The sequence below is a fragment of the Exiguobacterium sp. s163 genome, from assembly GCF_018617135.1.
GTDB classification, from domain to species: Bacteria; Bacillota; Bacilli; order Exiguobacteriales; family Exiguobacteriaceae; genus Exiguobacterium; species Exiguobacterium profundum.
The window spans coordinates 69,383-89,174 of the sequence record NZ_JACSJN010000002.1; the positions used below are offsets into that span (position 1 = coordinate 69,383).

Below are 19,792 nucleotides of genomic sequence, written 5' to 3' on the forward strand. Positions count from 1 at the left end.
TCGGCACATCCGAGTTTTGGGCCTTTTTGCACAGGAGGCGTTGTATATGGAAAAATTACCAATCCTTCCTTTGCGAGGAGTCGTCGTATATCCGCTCATCGGTGTGACCATCGATGTCGGACGCCCGTTATCCCTTCGGGCGCTCCTTGCCGCAAAGGAGCATGAAACAGATTTGATTGTCGTGACACAGAAAGAAACAGGGAACGAGTCACCGGAACCGGAAGACTTATACACGGTTGGAACACGTGTCCACATTGCGAAGATGAGTGAACTGTCGAACGAGACGATTCGGGTTCGGATCGTCGGGAAAGAGCGTGTCCGTGTCGACTCGATTGAATCGACAGATGAAGGATGGTTCGCCAACGTCGAACCACTTGAACTTGCTGAAGGAGAAGAAGTCGAACGTACGGCACTCGTCCGTCTGTTGAAAGAGCAGTTCGGAAAACTTGTCGCAAACATCAAGGGCATGTCGCCAGATGAGCGTCGTCGTTTCGAGATGTATGAGCGGCTTGAATCGCTCACGGACTATATCACGTCGAAACTTGATGTCGACGTCGAACTTCGCCAAGCGATGCTTGAAGAAGCAGATGCGGTCAAACGAGGGCTTGAACTGCTTGAAATCATCGCACATGAGGTCGAAGTGATCGAACTCGAGCAAGAGATGCGCGAGCGGACGAAGAAGTCGATTGAGCAGTCACAGCGCGAGTATTACTTACGAGAACAGATGAAGACGATTCAACAAGAGCTCGGTGACCAGACGCAAGAGTCAGAACCGAACCGCCTTCGTGAGAAGTTAGAGGCGCTCGACTTGCCAGAGACGACGCGGAAGAACGTCATGCGTGAAGCGGAACGATTGAACGTCGTGCCGCAGACGTCTCCAGAGTATGCGGTCATCCGTAACTACCTCGACTGGGTCACTTCTCTTCCATGGGGCATTGAGACGGAAGACAAGCTTGACGTGAAACATGCGGCAGACGTCCTTGACGATGACCATTACGGCTTGGAGTCGGTCAAAGACCGAATCCTCGAATACCTGGCCGTCCGTCAGTTGACGAACTCGCTTCGTGGACCAATCCTCTGTCTCGCCGGACCTCCAGGGGTCGGGAAGACGTCACTCGCCCGCTCCATCGCGTCGGCGCTTGAACGTCACTTCGTTCGCGTCTCGCTCGGAGGGGTTCGTGATGAGGCGGAAATCCGCGGGCACCGTCGTACGTATATCGGTGCGATGCCAGGACGGATCATCCGTGGGCTGAAGCAAGCGGAAAGCAAAAATCCGGTCTTCTTGCTCGATGAGATCGACAAGATGGCTTCTGACTTCAGAGGGGACCCGGCGTCCGCGATGCTAGAAGTGCTCGACCCAGAACAAAACGTCTCCTTCTCGGACCACTACATCGAAGAACCGTTCGATTTGTCGAACGTTCTCTTTATCGCAACTGCGAATGATGTCTCACAAATCCCAGCACCGCTTCTTGACCGGATGGAATTGATTCAAATCGGTGGATACACGGAGCTTGAGAAAGTAGAGATCGCGAAGCGTCACTTGGTGCCGAAACAGTTGACAGAGCACGGATTGAAGAAGAGTCAGTTGACGATTAAAGAAGATGCGCTCTATGAAGTCGTCCGTCGTTACACACGTGAAGCCGGCGTCCGGAACTTAGAACGCGTCATCGGATCACTCTGCCGGAAAGCCGCGAAACAAATCGCCATCGGGGAGAAGAAACGGGTCACGATTTCGAAAAAGGCAATCATCACGTATCTCGGGAAGCCGAAGTATCGCTACGGAAAAGGGGAGACCGAGGACTCCATCGGTGCGGTGACAGGCCTTGCCTACACGGCGTTTGGTGGCGACACGCTCACAATCGAAGTGGCGCTCGCTCCAGGGAAAGGCAAACTTCAGTTGACGGGTAAACTCGGTGATGTGATGCAGGAGTCGGCACAAACAGCATATAGCTATGTCCGTGCAAACGCAGAGCGGTTCGGGATTGACCCGACGTTCTATGAGCGACAAGACATTCACATTCACGTGCCAGAGGGTGCCGTGCCAAAAGACGGACCGTCGGCGGGCATCACGATCGCGACAGCCTTGATTTCCGCATTGACCGGGAAGAAAGTCCATCGCGACGTCGGGATGACAGGTGAGATCACACTCCGTGGACGTGTTTTGCCGATCGGCGGATTGAAAGAAAAAGCGCTCGCTGCTCATCGGGCCGGGTTGACGACCATCGTCATTCCGAAAGATAATGAGCGAGACATCGATGATATTCAAGAGACGGTTCGTGAGAAATTGACGTTCGTTCCCGTGACGACACTCGATGAAGTACTAGATGTAGCATTTGGAGGAAATTAAATGAAGATCAACAAAGCAGAGTTTGTGACGAGTGCCGTCGCGCCAGACCATTACCCGGTCCATGACTTGCCGGAAGTGGCACTTGCCGGGCGGTCGAACGTCGGGAAATCGTCGTTCATCAATAAGATTTGCCAACGGAAGGCGCTCGCACGGACGTCTTCGAAACCAGGGAAGACACAGACCCTCAACTTCTTCAACATCAATGATGAGATCATGTTCGTTGACGTTCCGGGATACGGATATGCGAAAGTCTCGAAGACGGAACGTGAGAAGTGGGGCGTCATGATGGAACAGTATTTGACGAGTCAAGAGGCGCTTCGCGGCGTCGTCTTACTCGTCGATATCCGTCATGATCCGACGGGTGACGATGTGACGATGTACAACTTTTTGAAACATTATGAGATTCCGGTCATCGTTGTGGCGACGAAACTCGATAAAATCAAGAAGAGTCAGCGTCAAAAACATGAGGCGGCGGTGAAACGCAAGCTTCAATTCGATCCATCTGACCGTTTTGTCGCCTTCTCAGCCGAGACGGCAGAAGGAAAAGACGAGGCATGGAAAGCGATTTACGCACTCATCACTGAAGGCGAATAAGGAGAAGGCGAAGGGATTCCTTCGCCTTTTTGTTTTTGTCAGCCCGCAAGCGGGTAATTATCGTATAATCATAGTTAGTACATAGTCATCATTGTAAACGAGGTGGAGAAATGCAACGCATGTTTGAAAACAAATGGTATCGCGCCCTCTTTTGGACGCTGACCATCTTTTTAGTCATTTGGGTCGGGACACAGATCTCGTTCGTGTTTGAACCGATTCAAGTCATCTTGGCACTCGTCACGGTTCCGCTTATTGTGGCCGGACTCTTCTTTTATTTTCTGGTCGGGATTGTCGATTTCTTAGAGAAACGCTTAAAAGGGAAGAGAACGCTAGCTGTAGCCATCACACTGATCGGACTCGTGCTTATTTTTACACTTGTCTTCAGTATTCTCGGGCCGGTTTTAGGCGAACAAATCACGTCGCTCGTCAACTCTATGCCGAGTATCGCAAAAGAACTTCAGAAACAGGCGTTCGCTGTCCGTGACACGTTGCTACAAAATGAGTTCTTTGCACGCTTCATGGCAGAAAATGACGAGATGTTCCGTAACTTGACGACGAACATCACGTCGTACTTAGGTGATTTGTTCGGAAATATCGCCTCGTCATTTGGGCAAGTCGTTGGTTTCGTGACGTCAGCGGTTATCACGATTGTCGTCATCCCGTTCATGCTCCTTTACATGTTACTCGACGGGAAACGTTTACCAGACGCTATCGTCAAACTCTTACCCTCGAGCTATGAGAAAGAGACGCGTCACATCTTGCATGACATGCACGAGACGGTGCGGAGCTACGTCAACGCTCAGTTGCTCGTCGCATTCTTCGTTGGAATCACGTCACTGATCGGTCTATGGATCGTCGGTGTAGATTATGCCATCTTGCTCGCACTCTTCATGATGGTAACAAATATCATCCCTTACGTTGGACCGTTCCTAGGGGCTGCACCGGCAGTGGTCGTGGCATTCATTCAAGATCCAATCAAGGTATTATGGGTCATCGTTGTCATCATCGTCGTGCAACAGATTGAGTCGAACGTCATCTCGCCACTCATTCAAGGGAAGTCGTTAAAAGTACACCCGCTCACGATTATCATCGTCTTGCTCGTGGCAGGAAATTTGGCCGGTATCATCGGAATGCTCATCGCTGTACCGTTTTATGCGGTCGCCAAAACGGTTGTCCAGAATATCGTTCGCATCTATAAATTACGGGAACGGGAGCATTATTTAGACAAAGAGGAGCCCGAGAGTTCGATTATTACGGACCCGAACTCGCCAAATCCATAAGAAAAAAGGGTAGGAATGGAGTTTCGCCATTTCTACTTCTTTTTGTCACAAAAAGTTCTTATTTTATTTTAGGAAAATCAAACAGAAGATTATAGTTACCAGATAAGAACTGTTATAATGTACGGTAGAGATTGAAATAAAGAAGAGATAACCGTCGGTGGATTTTAGATGAGGGGAAGAGATACATGCATATTGTCGTCGTTGGACTAAATAACAAGACAGCCCCTGTCGCGATTCGGGAGCAGTTCTCGTTTGGGGAGCAAGAAATCGTGGATGCGATGATTGCACTTCGCGAAGAGAAGAGCATTTTCGAGTCGGTTATTTTGTCTACGTGTAACCGGACAGAGCTGTACGTCGTGACAGATCAACTCCATACTGGACGTTATTACACGAAACGTTTCTTGGCGAACTGGTTCAACTTAGAGATGGAGCAGTTCACACCATACTTGTCGATTCGAGAAGGGGAAGAGGCGATTCGCCACTTGTTCCGTGTCACGTCGGGCCTCGACTCGATGATCATCGGGGAAACACAAATTTTAGGTCAAGTGAAGACGAGTTTCTTCCGTGCCCAGGAGCATGGAACGACAGGAACGGTCTTCAACAAATTATTCAAAGAAGCGGTTACACTCGCCAAGCGCGCCCATACGGACACGCAAATTGGGGAAATGTCTGTATCGGTCAGTTCGGCTGCCGTGACGCTCGCACAAGAGATGTATCAACAGCTTGAAGACAAACAAGTCGTCGTCGTCGGAGCCGGTGAGACGGGTGAATTGACGACACTCAACTTATTTGAAGCTGGTGCGAAACAAATCGCTGTCTTCAACCGGACGGAGAGCAAAGCAAAAGCTGTAGCGGATAAGTTCAAAGGCCGTGCGCATTCGATTCGTGAGATCGCATGTGGATTACTTGATGCAGATATTTTGATTAGTTCGACCGGGGCGAAGGATGCCGTCATTGGATACGACGATGTAGCGGCTGCGCAGTTGCTGCGCCGCGAACGTCCGCTTCTTCTCATTGACATCGCTGTGCCGCGAGATATCGATCCAGCGGTCGCGACACTTCCGGGTGTGCATTTGTTCGATGTCGATGATTTGAATGGAATCGTAAACAAAAATCTTGAAGCGCGTCTCGTCGAGGCTGAAAAGATTGAAATGAAAATCGATGAAGCGATTCAAGAGTTCCAAACATGGCTCATCACGCTTGGTGTCGTGCCAATCATGAACGAGTTGCGTGCTCGTGCCCTTGATATTCAAGAAGATACGATGACGAGTCTTGAGCGTAAGCTCGACCATTTGTCAGCACGAGACAAGAAAGTCATCGGGAAGCACATGAAGTCGATCATCAATCAAATGCTTCGTGACCCGATTGACTACATTAAAGATGCAGCGGCTCAACCGGACGCGAACGTTCGAATCGCTCAATTCATCGAGACGTTCGGACTTGATGTCGAGTTGCCGGAACAACCTGTAGACGAAGTGGAAGAAACAGATGCCACTTCTGCCAAAGCACCACTTCGCGCATTGATGCGCTAACAAGACAAAAAGGCGACGCGTGTCGCCTTTTTCTATGAAGGAGAGATTGAACATGCGGAAAATCATTGTCGGCTCACGCCGTTCCCAACTCGCCATGACTCAAACAAAATGGGTCATCGAGCAGTTGAAGCAAGCTGGAGCAAAGAACGAGTTCGAGATTAAAGAAATCGTGACGAAAGGTGACCAAATCGTCGACGTGCAATTGTCGAAAGTCGGTGGGAAAGGGTTGTTCGTCAAAGAGATTCAACAACAGATGCTCGATGGGCACATCGATTTCGCCGTACACAGCATGAAAGACGTTCCGGCCGAACTACCAGAAGAACTCTATATTAGCTGCATGCCGAAACGTGTCGATGCGCGTGACGTCCTCATCTGTGAGAACGGCTACACGTTCGAGACGCTTCCAAAAGGTTCGATTGTCGGAACGAGCTCACTCCGTCGTGGTGCTCAAATTTTGGCAGCCCGTCCTGACCTTGAGATTCAATGGATTCGTGGAAACATCGACACGCGTCTGAAGAAGTTAGACTCCGAGAACTACAATGCCATCTTGCTCGCGAAAGCCGGACTTGAACGGATGGGGTGGACAGATCGTGTCGACTTCGAAGCGCTTGACCCGGACGTCATGGTACCTGCTGTCGGACAAGGCGTACTCGCCATCGAGAGCCGCAAGGACGACGCAGAAGTGACGGCAGTGCTTCAATTGTTGCATGATGAAGTGACAGCGAAAGCGGCTACAGCAGAGCGCACCTTCTTAAAAGCGATCGAAGGAAGTTGTCACGTACCGGTCGGCGGTTATGCGACGGTCGACGGTGACGACGTGACACTGACAGGTCTCATCGCGTCAGTGGACGGGAAAGAAGTGCTTCGCGTGACGAAGACGTCAACGGACGGAATCGCACTCGGAATGGACGTCGCAGAAGAATTGCTCGGTCGTGGCGGGCGTGAAATCCTCGCCTCGGTCAATGAGTGACGTTTGGTACACGGGAACGAAACGAATGACCGCTTCGCAACGGGCACGGCTCGAGGCGAGCGGTCTTTCCGTTCATCATGTCCCGCTCATTCAGACGAGAGAGACGCATACACCGCCACCCGTGGAACGATTCGATTGGCTCGTCGTCACGAGTCAAAACGCGGTGCAAGCCCTTCGGAATCTGACGCGTGACGTCCAGGTCGCCGCTGTCGGAGAGAAGACGAAGCGGGCGCTTGAAGCGGAGGGCTTTAAAGTCTCGCTCATGCCGGAGACGTATACGGGTGAGGCGCTTTTTGAGCAGTTATCTGACGTTGTTTCGACCGATGATGTCGTCTTGTTCGCGCGTGGCAATTTGGCGAACACGTCCCATATGTCGATGTTGCCTCATGTACAGGACTGGGTCGTCTATGAGACGGTTCCAGTGCCGTTGACACCGGCGCAACAGCAACAACTCGAAACCGTAAAGGCGCTGCTCGTCTTGAGTCCGTCGGCCGTCGAGGCGCTCACACCATACTTGTCCCGCTTCAACGGGAAGTGGTACGCCATCGGCGAAGTGACCGAACGCGCCGTCCGACAAGTGTCGACGTTACCGATACGAGTGCCAGAATGTTATACTATGGATGCATTAATACAGTGTGTAGGGGAGGATTTTTCATGAACCAGTTTGACCGTCACCGTCGTCTTCGCTCATCGAAGTCGATGCGTGCCCTCGTACGTGAAAATCATGTTCGAAAAGAAGATTTGATTTACCCGCTCTTCATCATTGAAGGGACTAACATTAAACGTGAAGTCAGCTCGATGCCTGGCGTCTTCAATTATTCACTTGACCGACTCGAAGAAGAGATTAAAGAAATCGTCGACCTCGGTCTCCAATCTGTGCTCTTGTTCGGTGTGCCGGAACATAAAGACCCAGAAGGCAGTGAAGCGTATCATGACCACGGCATCGTCCAAGAGGCGATTCGTAAAGTGAAAGAGTGGGCGCCACAGCTCACGGTCATCGCCGATACGTGCCTCTGTGAATACACGTCGACAGGTCACTGTGGTCTCGTGAAGGATGGGGACGTCGATAACGACGCATCGCTACCTCTTCACGTCCAAACGGCGATCACGCAAGCACAGGCGGGTGCCGATATCATCGCACCGAGTTCGATGATGGACGGATTCGTCGCAGCTATCCGCGAAGGTCTCGACCAGAACGGATTTAGCCACATTCCAATCATGAGCTACGGCGTCAAATATGCATCAGCCTATTACGGACCGTTTCGTGACGCAGCCCAATCAGCTCCTGGAGAAGGCGACCGTAAAGGGTATCAGATGGACCCGGCGAACCGTCGCGAGGCGTTCCGCGAGTCACAATCGGATGTGGAACAAGGTGCCGACTTCATGATCGTCAAACCGGCTCTCGCGTTCATGGATATCATCCGTGATATGCGCGACTCACTCGATATGCCGATCGTGGCGTATAACGTGAGCGGAGAGTATGCGATGATCAAAGCCGCGTCACTCAACGACTGGGTCGACGAAGAACGCATCGTCATGGAGACGATGGTCGGATTCAAACGTGCCGGTGCCGATCTCATCGTCACGTATTTCGCAAAAGACGTCTGTCGCTATTTGGAAGGAGACTACGCATGACATACAACCAAACGCGCTCACAGGAAGCGTTCGAACAAGCCCGTCCACTCATGCCAGGCGGTGTCAACAGCCCGGTCCGTGCCTATAAATCGGTCGGCATGACGCCAATCTTCGCCGAACGCGGTGAAGGTTCACGCGTCTATGACATCGACGGCAACGAGTATATCGATTACGTCCTCTCATGGGGACCACTCATCCTCGGTCACCGTGACCCGGTCGTCACGAAAGCGATTCAAGAACAAGCCGAAAAAGGCTGGACGTTCGGGACGCCGACCGAGCTTGAGACGAAGATGGCAGAACTCGTCATCGACCGCGTCCCATCGATCGAGATGGTCCGTATGGTCAACTCGGGTACGGAAGCGACGATGGCGGCACTTCGCCTCGCACGCGGCTATACCGGGAAGACAAAGATTTTGAAATTCGAAGGATGTTACCACGGACACGGCGACTCGCTTCTCATCAAAGCCGGTTCTGGTGTCGCGACGCTCGGTCTCCCAGACTCACCAGGTGTACCGAAAGAGCTCGCGAGCCATACGCTCACGGTTCCTTACAATGACTTGGACGCAGTCCGCGTCGCCTTTGAGAAATACGGAGACGACCTCGCTGGCGTCATCGTCGAACCGGCCGCAGGAAACATGGGCTTCGTGCCACCACAACCAGGGTTCCTCGAAGGACTTCGTGAGATCACGGAACAAAACGGCGCGCTTCTCATCTTTGATGAGGTCATGACGGGCTTCCGTGTCGGATACAACTGTGCACAAGGGTACTTCGGTGTCACACCGGACCTCACATGTCTCGGAAAGGTCATCGGCGGCGGACTTCCGGTCGGTGCTTACGGCGGGAAACGTGAAATCATGGAACAGATTGCACCACAAGGTCCAATCTATCAAGCTGGGACGCTCTCGGGTAACCCACTTGCGATGATTGCCGGTTACACGACACTCTCGCAACTCAAACCGGAGCACTACGCCGAGTTCGAGCGTAAAGCAGACCGTCTCGCGGAAGGCTTCACGCAAGCAGGCGAGAAATACAACATCCCACACGACACGAACCGCGCTGGCTCGATGTTCGGTTTCTTCTTCACGAACGAGAAAGTGACGAACTTCGAGAAAGCGAAGTCGGCAAACCTCGAGATGTTCCGCTCTTACTATCAGAAGATGGCGGCGCGCGGCGTCTTCTTGCCACCGTCACAGTTCGAAGGATTGTTCCTCTCGACGGCTCATACGGACGAGGATATCGAGAAGACGATCGCAGCGGTCGAGGCGACGTTCAAGGAGCTTCAAGAAGAGTTTTCACTCTAATCTTGACTGCTGACGTTTCTGTCGCTACAATTATTTAACAGATACGATGAATGGCTTTGATGAGGAGTAGTACGCATCCTCCATTCCTTTTAGAGACGCGACCGCTTGGTGAAAGGTTGCGAGGGATGGACGCGGAAGTCGCCTCGGAGCTGACTTTCTGAATGGAGTAGGAAAGTTCGGTCCATCGACCGTTATTCGATTTTGAGGGCGCCATTTTTTGGCGAACTAAGGTGGTACCGCGGAAGATCACGGCTTCTTTCGTCCTTAGCATATAGGACGAGAGAAGCCGTTTTTGTGTTCACCAATAAGATAGAGGAGGCGCTACACATGGCCCATGAGACAAATGAAATCACCATGCCGACGAAGTACGACCCAAGTGCGACGGAGTCAAAATGGTACGACTACTGGTTAGAGAACGATGTATTTAAAGCAGACGAGGACGATTCGAAACAACCGTACACGATTGTCATCCCACCACCGAACGTTACCGGGAAACTTCACCTCGGTCACGCCTGGGACACGACGCTTCAAGACTTGTTGACACGTCTCAAGCGTATGCAAGGCTATGACGTGCTCTGGCTCCCAGGGATGGACCACGCCGGAATCGCGACACAAGCGAAAGTAGAGCAAAAACTCCGTGAAGAAGGCGTCATGCGTTACGACCTCGGACGTGAGAAGTTCCTCGAGAAGACGTGGGAATGGAAAGACGAGTACGCGAAGACGATTCGCGACCAATGGTCAAAACTTGGTCTCGGTCTCGACTACTCGCGTGAACGCTTCACACTCGACGAAGGGCTCTCAAAAGCCGTTCAAGAAGTGTTCGTCCGTCTTTATGAAAAAGGCTTGATCTATCGTGGCGAATATATCGTCAACTGGGACCCGGCTCAAAAGACGGCCGTTTCAGATATCGAGGTCATTTATCAAGAAGTCGAGGGTGCATTCTATCACATGAAATACCCACTCGCTGACGGTTCAGGTCATATCGAAATCGCAACGACACGTCCCGAAACGATGCTCGGTGATACGGCGGTTGCCGTGAACCCGAAAGATGAGCGTTACACACACCTCATCGGCAAGACGATCATGCTTCCAGTCATGAACCGTGAAATCCCGATCGTTGCAGACGACTATGTCGACATGGAGTTCGGTACAGGTTGCGTGAAGATCACGCCAGCACACGACCCGAACGACTTTGAAATCGGAAACCGCCACGAGCTTCCACGCATCCTCGTCATGGATGAAGGCGGGAAGATGAACGAGAACGCAGGCAAGTACGAAGGGCTCGACCGCTTCGAATGCCGCAAGCAACTCGTGAAAGACCTTGAGGCGGACGGCACACTCGTGAAGATTGAGCCGCACACGCACTCGGTCGGTCATTCGGAACGTTCAGGCGCAGTCATCGAGCCATACCTTTCGAAACAATGGTTTGTTGACATGGAGCCACTCGCGAAAGCGGCACTCGAGGCACAAGGAAACGACGACACGAAAGTCAACTTCGTCCCAGAACGCTTCGAAGGCACGTACCTCCGTTGGATGGAGAACATCCGCGACTGGTGTATCAGTCGTCAACTTTGGTGGGGCCACCGCATCCCGGCTTGGTACCATAACGAGACAGGAGAAGTGTATGTAGGGAAAGAAGCGCCAGCGGACAGTGAGAACTGGACACAAGACGAAGACGTCCTCGACACATGGTTCTCGTCAGCACTTTGGCCGTTCTCAACAATGGGCTGGCCGGATGCGGACGCACCGGACTTCAACCGTTACTTCCCGACGAGCGCGCTCGTTACAGGATACGACATCATCTTCTTCTGGGTATCACGGATGATCTTCCAATCACTCGAGTTCACAGGGAAGCAACCGTTTAATGATGTCCTCATCCACGGTCTCATCCGTGACTCGGAAGGACGCAAGATGTCGAAATCTCTCGGTAATGGTGTTGACCCGATGGAAGTCATCGACCAATACGGAGCGGATTCACTCCGTTGGTTCCTCCTCACAGGTTCGACACCAGGGAACGACCTTCGTTTCTATTGGGAGAAGATCGAGTCGACATGGAACTTCGCGAACAAGATTTGGAACGCAAGCCGTTTCGCACTCATGAACATGGATGGTCTTAAAGTCGAAGACATCGACCTCACAGGTGAGAAGACGCTTGCTGACAAGTGGATCTTGACGCGCTTGAACGACACAATCGACCAAGTGACACGCCTCGTCGACAAGTACGAGTTCGGTGAAGCCGGTCGTTACTTGTACAACTTCATTTGGGAAGAGTTCTGTAACTGGTACATCGAGATGGCGAAACTCACGTTGTACGGTGAGGACGAAGCAGCGAAGCACACGACCCGTTCGGTCCTCGCACATACGCTCGATTCGATCATGCGTCTCATGCATCCGTTCATGCCGTTCCTTACAGAAGAAATTTGGCAACACTTGCCGCACGAAGGCGATTCAATCGTTCGTGCAAGCTACCCGACGCGTCGTGACGACCTTCACTTCGCCGATTCGGTTCCAGCGTTTGAAGCTGTGATGAACGTCATCCGCTCGGTTCGTAACATCCGTGCCGAAGTGAACGCACCGATGTCTAAACCGATTCAGCTCTTCATCTCGACGAGCGACGATGCGACACAAGGTTACTTGAGCGCGAATGAAATGACGATCGGCAAGTTCACGAATGCGACAGAGCTTGAAATCGGACGTGGCCTCACGGCTCCGGACAAGTCGATGTCCGCGATCATGACGGGAGCGGAGCTCTTCATCCCGCTCGCAGACCTCATCAACTTCGAAGAAGAAATCGCCCGTCTTGAAAAAGAAGTGGCGAAGTATGAAAAAGAAGTCGAGCGCGTGCAGAAGAAACTCGGAAACCAAGGTTTCATCGCCAAGGCACCGGCTCACGTCATCGACGAAGAGAAAGCAAAAGAAAAAGACTACCTCGACAAGCGTGACGCGGTCCGCGCCCGTTTGGAAGAGTTGCGTAAGTAAGACACACCTTCTTTGGAGATTGATTCTCTGAAGAAGGTTTTTTTGTGTTTTGGTAGAATTTGAAGAGATAGACGTAGAAAAGGGGATATGAGATGAGACGAATCGGGGTAATGTGTGTTCTTGTATTAGGGCTGGCTGGATGTACACCGTCAGAAGAGACGAAGGCTGTGGAGAAGGCGGGTGTGGAAGAGGTAGAACAGGAGGGAGTGATCGATGAATCGCAATTCCCCGACGTAGACGTGACGGGGACGACGATTGCCGAAGTACAACCAGGCACGGAACGGGTCTCAGACGCGGTCGTGGAACAAATCACCCTTCAATATGAAGATGGCTCGACAAGACACTTGTCGAAGGATCACATTATAACGGAGACGATGGTCGGGGGGATCGGTTTAGTTGCGATGACCGTCCCTGACCGTGAGAACCCGTTTGGCGTATTCATTCATGATGAAAGAAATGGATGGGCGCAGCGTGGCATGCAACGTTTTGGGATTCCGGAGACATCATCAGCGTTCGCTCACGGATTAGATCTTCCTAATAAAGAGATGGAGGCCATCAGCGCTGATTATTCAGGTAGCGATTGGCCGGTGAAGCTTTGGACGTTATATGATGAGACACGCCTCATCAGTATCATTGCGACGGATTCTTTCACTGAAGTAGAAGGGGAGATGTCGGAACAGCCAGAACCGTATGTATTGGAGCAATCATACGGGAACGGTTTATACTATTTAACCCAAGGCAAACTGATTATCGTGACAGGAAATATCTCGGAAGAAGAGTTGTTGGCACTCGCTGATTCGTTACCGGAGCCTTCGTCTGTATCGTTTCCTTTTCGGGATTCAGAATAATATTAAGACCCGAGCGTCAAGAGCGACGTTCGGGTCGTTTGTTGAAAAGCCACAAGGCGATGACTCCAATCGTCAATAGCATTGAAATCTAAGTGTAGAGCGGGGTCGTAAAACCGATTCGAAACAGGTGGACGATATATGTAAAATATAGAACTCCAACCACTGACGAAAGTATGTTATAGAAGAATTTCATACCTCGTCTTCCTCACTCCAAAACGGCAATCGACCTGTTGACATATAGTGAGAAGACGTGAAGAGCGTACTGATTGCCACACCGGTCAAATGTGGCTAAATTGGTTGACCGACTAAAGTTAGATAAAGATACCCTAAAGGTGAAGCGCCTCAATAAAAATATAAGGCTGAGGTATCGGAATATCAAACAGTGGGATCGAAAACCACGTCTCAGAAAGTAAACCTCAAATAAACGGGTAGCTAAGAACTCGGTCAATATAGGATCAAGCACTGTTCGTGTTTCAAACCTTACAAAAAATAAATTATCAGCGTTAGTGACGATGGGCAAAGCAGATTCAGCAGATGCGATCATTTCAACGATGATTGACGAGTATCTTGAATTACTCTCTTCAAATGAAAGGAAAGAATACGAGATGATTCGAGATGTTTTGATGATGAAGCAAAAGAAATAGAAAGAGTGAGCAATGTGTATTTTGACATTGCTCACTCTTTCTATTATTTTTAAAAAAAAGTAAATTTACGTTGAAATAATATTGTCTATTAATCCTTTTTTTGGTACATTGTCCTTTGTTGGATAATATTAAATATCTTTAGGGGGAACGTTTTGAAAAAATCATTTCTAGGCAAAGTATCATTGGTTACAGCTGTAGTATTCGTTTTAAGCTCAATCCCAACACAGGATAGCAAAGCACAAGAGCAAGAAAATCAATTTACATTAGATAATGTCTTGGTTTCTACTTCTGCACTCCATTCATTCGAAGAAGTAGAGCTGAGTGAAGAAGTTTTATCAGATGATTTTGATTTAGAAGAGGCTGTAGAAAATATTCCATCTGTTGATGAAATGAGTCCAGAGCAAAGACAGTTGTTTGATGCTTTAATAGAAGAACAAATTACTATATATGGATTTGATAACATGGAGGAAGATAAGGCCTTTGCTGAAGTATTAACTGACTTCTTTGATAAGAGTTCTGGCATTTACAATGACTTACCTGTAGCCCAAGAACAATTAGAAGAAAATATTGAGGAAATTCAGAATGAAGAGGAAAAAGAGTTTGTAATAAAAGATACAATTATTGATGCATTTAGCACTCAAGAAGCAAACGCATTTCAAGCAAGAGTTAGTGTTAAATTTGCAGCAGCTACTTTTAATACGCTCTTTGGTATAGCTGTGGGAGGGGTAGCTGGAGGCGTATCCTAATTTATTATCAAGAAGGGAAAAAAAGAAGCACAACGAATATTTACTAAAACAGTGGTAAGTAGGTTGAAAGCTTGGGGAGCACTGAAATTAGCAGTCGCGGTAGGAGCAGGGTCAGCATGGGCGATGAACTATATGGATTTAGGTACTGGATTAGCTAAGTGGATTGATGCTAGAGATAGTAAGCCTAAAAATGACTATATTGAATTGAAATAATATTAAAGGAATGGTAGTTAGTGAAAACGTTTGTTAAATATTTAGTTATTATCGTCTTATCAATAGTGTTGTTATATATATATAATGAAATCGTGCCGAAAAACTTACTTACTTTTATTTTAGGTCTCCCAATCTTTATAGGAATTATCGTTTGGATTGGGAGTCTTTTTGACAAAAATAAAAAAGAGGAATAATTAGAATCAAGTGCACCAAAAACTATTTATCAACTTTTAAAAAATTCTGACACATCATGAATTTCTCCTCATTAAGTAGATAGAGCAATAAATAAAAATTAGACTAAACGGCTTGAGTCCTGTATTTAACAGAACTTAAGTCGTTTAGTTGTTTCTAGAGACGATCTGTTTGTATATGTAAGTCGTGATGGCTGGTGTGGGTTCGTTACAAACCTGGAACTAAAGCACATAGTATATTGCGAATTTCAGGGTACCTCAAAACCGACGATCTTTATAGGTCCTCGAACCAGCTCCTGTACATAGCCCAGCAATTGCTGGGGTCATCGTCCGGAAGACGAACCCAGTGTGTTGGATTCTCAGAAGCCGTAGGCGACAATCGAATCGTCATACCCTCACCAAGATACCAGGTCCATATTAGAACTCCATGACGTAAATACACCATTTCTCATTCAGTCGTGAGAGGCTAAATTCTCGGTTTATCAGGTTCTTGGTCAGTGCTACGGGAACGACTTTTTGTAACACTTTCGCTTCTGATGGATGACTGAAGAAATCTCAAGGAACCATATGAAACGATAGATACGCTTCTTATTGAATGCGTTAGTCCATATTGGTATCGTCCTATGGTTGACTGTCATGATAATTCGTCGATAGTCGTAGGTTCTGTTCACCTGTGCAATCTCACAAAGGATCGCGATCAAGATTGTGTTGCTTGTCGACAACCTCTCGTTGATCAGTTCCTATTCTTGCTTCGTCCTTGCTGAATGTTCAGAGCCACATTGATCTAACTAAGTAATTTTTTGAAAACGGTACATAAGTATACAAATCTACATGTATACATTGCTCCTTATGAGCTTAAACCCGAAAAAAGCTGTTGTTAAAGCGGTTTCTTTTATGAAAAACATAGGATTATGAAGATCTTTACAGTAAGAAAAACGGCATGAAAAATCTGGTAACCTGGCCGTTATCAGATTCCAATCATCTAACTTAGTAGTCAGACTATGTATTTAACAACTCTTCATCTTAAACCAGCTATTATGAATCGATTTGCAGAAACAGAGAAACCCGAACGTCGAGAGTGACGCTCGGGTCTTTATCAAAAATTTATTCTTCACTCGATGTCATCTTCCCGTTCAATCACTCTTTCGCATTGAATCGATCCACTACTGTAAATCGTTCACAGACAATGTTCATATTTGGTGCAAACGACAATTGATACGAATAAAGTAACTCACTAAAGAATCGCTCATGGATGTCCCACCATTCGATGTATGTTCCTTCACCTTCGGCTAATGCAAACGCTTCGGATACCTCATTCATCGCCTGAATCGTAACTTCAGTCGTTTGAATGATGGCAACTGGTCGATCCGCTGCATTGAGAACGATTGCGTACTGCCCGACGTAAGGGAGTGGTTCATTCTCAATATCATAAAGTATATGTGCGGAACATGTTGCGGTTTTCTTTCCAGAGACGACCAGTTCGGCTAGCGTATTGGCATCATCTCCGAATTGAAACGCTTCGACATCAGTCGGCGGATGCTCTTCACTATCTTTCCAATATTGATTCCAATAAGCGAGTGTCATTTCATTCATCATGATCATTTCCTTTCGAATTAAGAGCACTCCATATTACGTAAGAAATAAAAAGAAGTTTCAAAAAACCATCTCGCAAAAGCGAGATGGTTCACGTGCCACAAAACGTTTGATACGGATACGTCCGCGGTGGACCTGCTGATACGTACTCAGACGGTTGATTGTAGTTATAGGGGTCACGCAAAATCGTGAGTAGCGCCTCGGTCGGGCCGAAGTCGCCTCGTTCTGCTGCTTGAATCGCTTTTTCGACATGATGATTTCGAGGAATGACGGCCGGGTTATATTGGCGCATGATTCGACTGACGTCCTCGTCCGGGAGACCTTGTTCGCTCAAACGTTTCTGCCAAGCATCGATCCACGCCTTCCCGTCTTCCCGCGTTGCGAATGGGAGCGATTCAATCTCACCGAGCGTCAACGAGCGGAACGTATTCGTATAATCTGCCTCCGTCTCCATCATCAAGCGGAGCAATTCATCCGCTAGCTCATCGTCACCATCTTTTCGGACGAATAAGCCAATCTTATGTGCGAGACCGGTAAAGTACGCTTCTTTATACAACTCGGTATAACGGGTGAGTTGCTTGTTCGCCACATCAACCGCTTCTTCTTTCGTTTCGCCAAGGAGCGGAAGCAATGTCTCTGCGAGTCGGGCGAGGTTCCAAGACCCGATATATGGTTGATTCGCATAAGCGTAACGTCCGTCTCGGTCAATCGAACTGAAGACCGTCTCCGGATGATACGTGTCCATGAACGCGCATGGTCCGTAATCGAGACCTTCTCCGCTGATGAACATATTGTCCGTATTCATCACCCCATGAATGAACCCGACAAGTTGCCAGTTGGCAATCAGTCTCGCCTGTCTTTCGACGACGCGTCCGAGGAACTGTTCATAGCGATTCGGTGCATCGATCAAGTCTGGGTCGTGTCGTTTGATGGCTATTTCAGTAAGAGCGATGACGTCATCGATGGAGCCGGCGCCTGCCGCGAATTGGAATGTTCCGACACGAAGATGACTTGAGGCGACCCGAGTCAGGATCGCTCCATGCTTCGGACCTTGACGCATGATGGCTTCCCCTGTCTGAACGACGGCGAGCGCCCGGTTCGTCGGGATGCCGAGAGCGTGCATCGCCTCGCTGATGATGAACTCGCGTACCATCGGCCCGAGTGCGGCACGTCCGTCACCCCCTCTAGAATATTCTGTCGGTCCAGAACCCTTCAGTTGCACATCGACACGTTTCCCGTTCGGAGTCACATGTTCTCCGAGCATGAGGGCGCGTCCGTCCCCGAGCATCGTCAAGTTGCCGAATTGGTGTCCGGCATAAGCTTGAGAGAAAGACGTCTCGGTTTGACGATTGCCGGCAAGTAAGGCGATGTCTTGTTTGAGTGTTTGCGCATCAAGGCCGAGCGAAGCGGCTAATGAATCGTTAAACAAGACGAGTGTCGGGTTGTCGACCGGATGGATCGGTCCACGGTCGTAAAAGATGTCACGTAGTTCGAGGTACGTCGCCTCGAAGTTCCAGTCAGTTGTCATGGCGCATGCCTCCTTCTTCGCTTCGAGTATAGCACAGACTGTTTTCCATAACGGCTGTCGTGAATTTTGATAAGATGAAACAGAAGTGTAAACAGTAGGAGTGTGGAAGATGAAGACGAGACAAGATGTATTCGATTGGTTGAGTGGACAGCTTCGCTTCGGGATCAAACCGGGTCTTGAGCGGATGAGCTGGATAATTGAGCAGTTAGGGTTAGAAGAACGCCCATCCATCCATGTGGCCGGGACGAACGGAAAAGGGTCGACCGTCGCGTTTTTACGGGCGATGGCGATGGAGAACGGCTTATCCGTCGGCACATTTACCTCCCCTTATATCATTCAGTTCGAGGAGCGGATCATGTTGAACGGGGAACCGATTCCGGAAGACGCGCTCGTCGCCGTGGCGAATCAAGTCAAAGCGTGTGCGGACGATGCGCCAGAGACGTTGACGGAGTTCGAGCTCTTGACGATGATGGCATGGTGCTATTTTGATGACGCACGTCCAGACTTGATTATTTGGGAAGTCGGTCTCGGGGGTCGCCTCGATTCGACGAACGTGTTGAAGCAGCCACTCGCGACAATCGTCACGTCTATCGGGCATGACCATCAAGGGATTCTCGGCGATACGCTTGAAGAGATTGCGCTGGAAAAGTACGGCATCATGAAACGTGGCGTGCCGATGTTCCACAGTATCGAGAAGAAATCGTTGATTGAGTTATTGCATCAAAGAGGGGACGATTTAGGTTCTTCCATTCAAGATGTTCGTCCAATCGTGAAGAAGATTGTGGACGGGGCAGAGACCGTCGTGACGTATGAGGATACGCCATCTGTCGTGCTCGGCTTGACGGGGCATCATCAAGCATACAACGGGGCGTGCGCCGTGGCGGTTGCGCGTCACCTCGGCTGGAGTGATGACGCAATCCGAAGAGGGCTCGAGCGAGCACAACATCCGGGTCGATACGAACTGGTATCGAAACGACCGCGTATCATTCTAGATGGGGCACACAATCAAGAAGGCATCGAGGCGTTAGTATTGCAAGCCAAACAAGAGAAAGATGTGACGGTGTTGACGGCGATTTTAGAAGATAAAGACCGTGACACGATGATTCACGCGCTTCAAGAGATTGGCGACGTGTACGAGACAACGTTTGATTTTCCTCGTGCGAGAACGAGAGATCAGCTTTTAAAAGATGGGGCACGCTTCGTTGAATGGAAAGAATGGCTAAGCGATTGGATGGAAGCACCGACGAGTGAGACGTTGATTGTGACAGGGTCCCTTTATTTCATCAGTGAAGTGAGACGTTTCCTAAGCTAAAACATTTACCTGATGTCAAAGAAATAGATGTATATTTTTTCAAGTGGGTGGGATAATTAGTAGTGAAGACTAAAAATAG

Annotated in this window: 16 protein-coding genes and 1 other annotated feature; of the genes, 14 read left to right on the plus strand and 2 right to left on the minus strand. The window is 49.3% G+C overall.

What is annotated here, in order from left to right; translation table 11 throughout:
- Positions 1-46 precede the first annotated feature (46 nt).
- From lon to KNO71_RS06940, 13 genes are all read left to right on the plus strand, one after another.
- On the plus strand, positions 47-2,347 hold the full coding sequence (lon, locus tag KNO71_RS06880; protein WP_214687795.1) for an endopeptidase La: 2,301 nt from the start codon (positions 47-49) through the stop codon (positions 2,345-2,347).
- Positions 2,348-2,941, plus strand: coding sequence for a ribosome biogenesis GTP-binding protein YihA/YsxC (yihA, locus tag KNO71_RS06885; RefSeq protein ID WP_078146534.1), 594 nt, complete (start codon positions 2,348-2,350; stop codon positions 2,939-2,941).
- Between the two features lie 110 nt (positions 2,942-3,051).
- The gene (locus KNO71_RS06890; protein WP_078146535.1) at positions 3,052-4,221 is read left to right on the plus strand and encodes an AI-2E family transporter; all 1,170 of its coding nucleotides are present in this window, start codon (positions 3,052-3,054) and stop codon (positions 4,219-4,221) included.
- Between the two features lie 185 nt (positions 4,222-4,406).
- Complete coding sequence (hemA, locus tag KNO71_RS06895; RefSeq protein WP_074037529.1) at positions 4,407-5,753, plus strand: glutamyl-tRNA reductase; 1,347 nt, start codon at positions 4,407-4,409, stop codon at positions 5,751-5,753.
- Between the two features lie 52 nt (positions 5,754-5,805).
- On the plus strand, positions 5,806-6,723 hold the full coding sequence (gene hemC / locus KNO71_RS06900) for a hydroxymethylbilane synthase (RefSeq protein WP_214687797.1): 918 nt from the start codon (positions 5,806-5,808) through the stop codon (positions 6,721-6,723).
- Positions 6,724-6,748: 25 nt separating this feature from the next.
- Positions 6,749-7,381, plus strand: a complete 633-nt coding sequence (locus KNO71_RS06905; RefSeq protein WP_214687799.1) for a uroporphyrinogen-III synthase — start codon at positions 6,749-6,751, stop codon at positions 7,379-7,381.
- On the plus strand, positions 7,378-8,358 hold the full coding sequence (gene hemB, locus KNO71_RS06910; RefSeq protein ID WP_015881120.1) for a porphobilinogen synthase: 981 nt from the start codon (positions 7,378-7,380) through the stop codon (positions 8,356-8,358). Before KNO71_RS06905 ends, hemB begins: the two co-directional genes overlap by 4 nt.
- The gene (gene hemL, locus KNO71_RS06915; RefSeq protein WP_031421390.1) at positions 8,355-9,659 is read left to right on the plus strand and encodes a glutamate-1-semialdehyde 2,1-aminomutase; all 1,305 of its coding nucleotides are present in this window, start codon (positions 8,355-8,357) and stop codon (positions 9,657-9,659) included. Before hemB ends, hemL begins: the two co-directional genes overlap by 4 nt.
- Before the next feature lie 47 nt (positions 9,660-9,706).
- Positions 9,707-9,928, plus strand: a binding site (T-box leader).
- A gap of 58 nt (positions 9,929-9,986) precedes the next feature.
- Positions 9,987-12,638, plus strand: a complete 2,652-nt coding sequence (locus KNO71_RS06920) for a valine--tRNA ligase (RefSeq protein WP_015881122.1) — start codon at positions 9,987-9,989, stop codon at positions 12,636-12,638.
- Between the two features lie 92 nt (positions 12,639-12,730).
- On the plus strand, positions 12,731-13,486 hold the full coding sequence (locus KNO71_RS06925; RefSeq protein ID WP_214687800.1) for a hypothetical protein: 756 nt from the start codon (positions 12,731-12,733) through the stop codon (positions 13,484-13,486).
- Positions 13,487-13,935: 449 nt separating this feature from the next.
- A complete protein-coding gene (locus tag KNO71_RS17840) occupies positions 13,936-14,130 on the plus strand; it encodes a DUF5388 domain-containing protein (protein ID WP_168169889.1) in 195 nt (64 codons plus the stop codon).
- 152 nt (positions 14,131-14,282) lie between these two features.
- The gene (locus KNO71_RS06935; RefSeq protein WP_214687802.1) at positions 14,283-14,876 is read left to right on the plus strand and encodes a hypothetical protein; all 594 of its coding nucleotides are present in this window, start codon (positions 14,283-14,285) and stop codon (positions 14,874-14,876) included.
- A gap of 63 nt (positions 14,877-14,939) precedes the next feature.
- Positions 14,940-15,089, plus strand: a complete 150-nt coding sequence (locus tag KNO71_RS06940) for a hypothetical protein (protein WP_214687804.1) — start codon at positions 14,940-14,942, stop codon at positions 15,087-15,089.
- Between the two features lie 1,328 nt (positions 15,090-16,417).
- Here KNO71_RS06940 and KNO71_RS06945 read toward each other — a convergent pair.
- Positions 16,418-16,873: an ASCH domain-containing protein gene (locus tag KNO71_RS06945; protein ID WP_214687805.1), complete on the minus strand. Its 456-nt coding sequence runs from the start codon at positions 16,871-16,873 to the stop codon at positions 16,418-16,420.
- A 91-nt stretch (positions 16,874-16,964) separates the two neighbouring features.
- The gene (locus tag KNO71_RS06950) at positions 16,965-18,401 is read right to left on the minus strand and encodes a protein adenylyltransferase SelO (protein ID WP_214687806.1); all 1,437 of its coding nucleotides are present in this window, start codon (positions 18,399-18,401) and stop codon (positions 16,965-16,967) included.
- Positions 18,402-18,510: 109 nt separating this feature from the next.
- Here KNO71_RS06950 and KNO71_RS06955 point away from each other — a divergent pair, with 109 nt between their 5' ends.
- A complete protein-coding gene (locus KNO71_RS06955; RefSeq protein WP_214684733.1) occupies positions 18,511-19,713 on the plus strand; it encodes a bifunctional folylpolyglutamate synthase/dihydrofolate synthase in 1,203 nt (400 codons plus the stop codon).
- Positions 19,714-19,792: the final 79 nt, after the last annotated feature.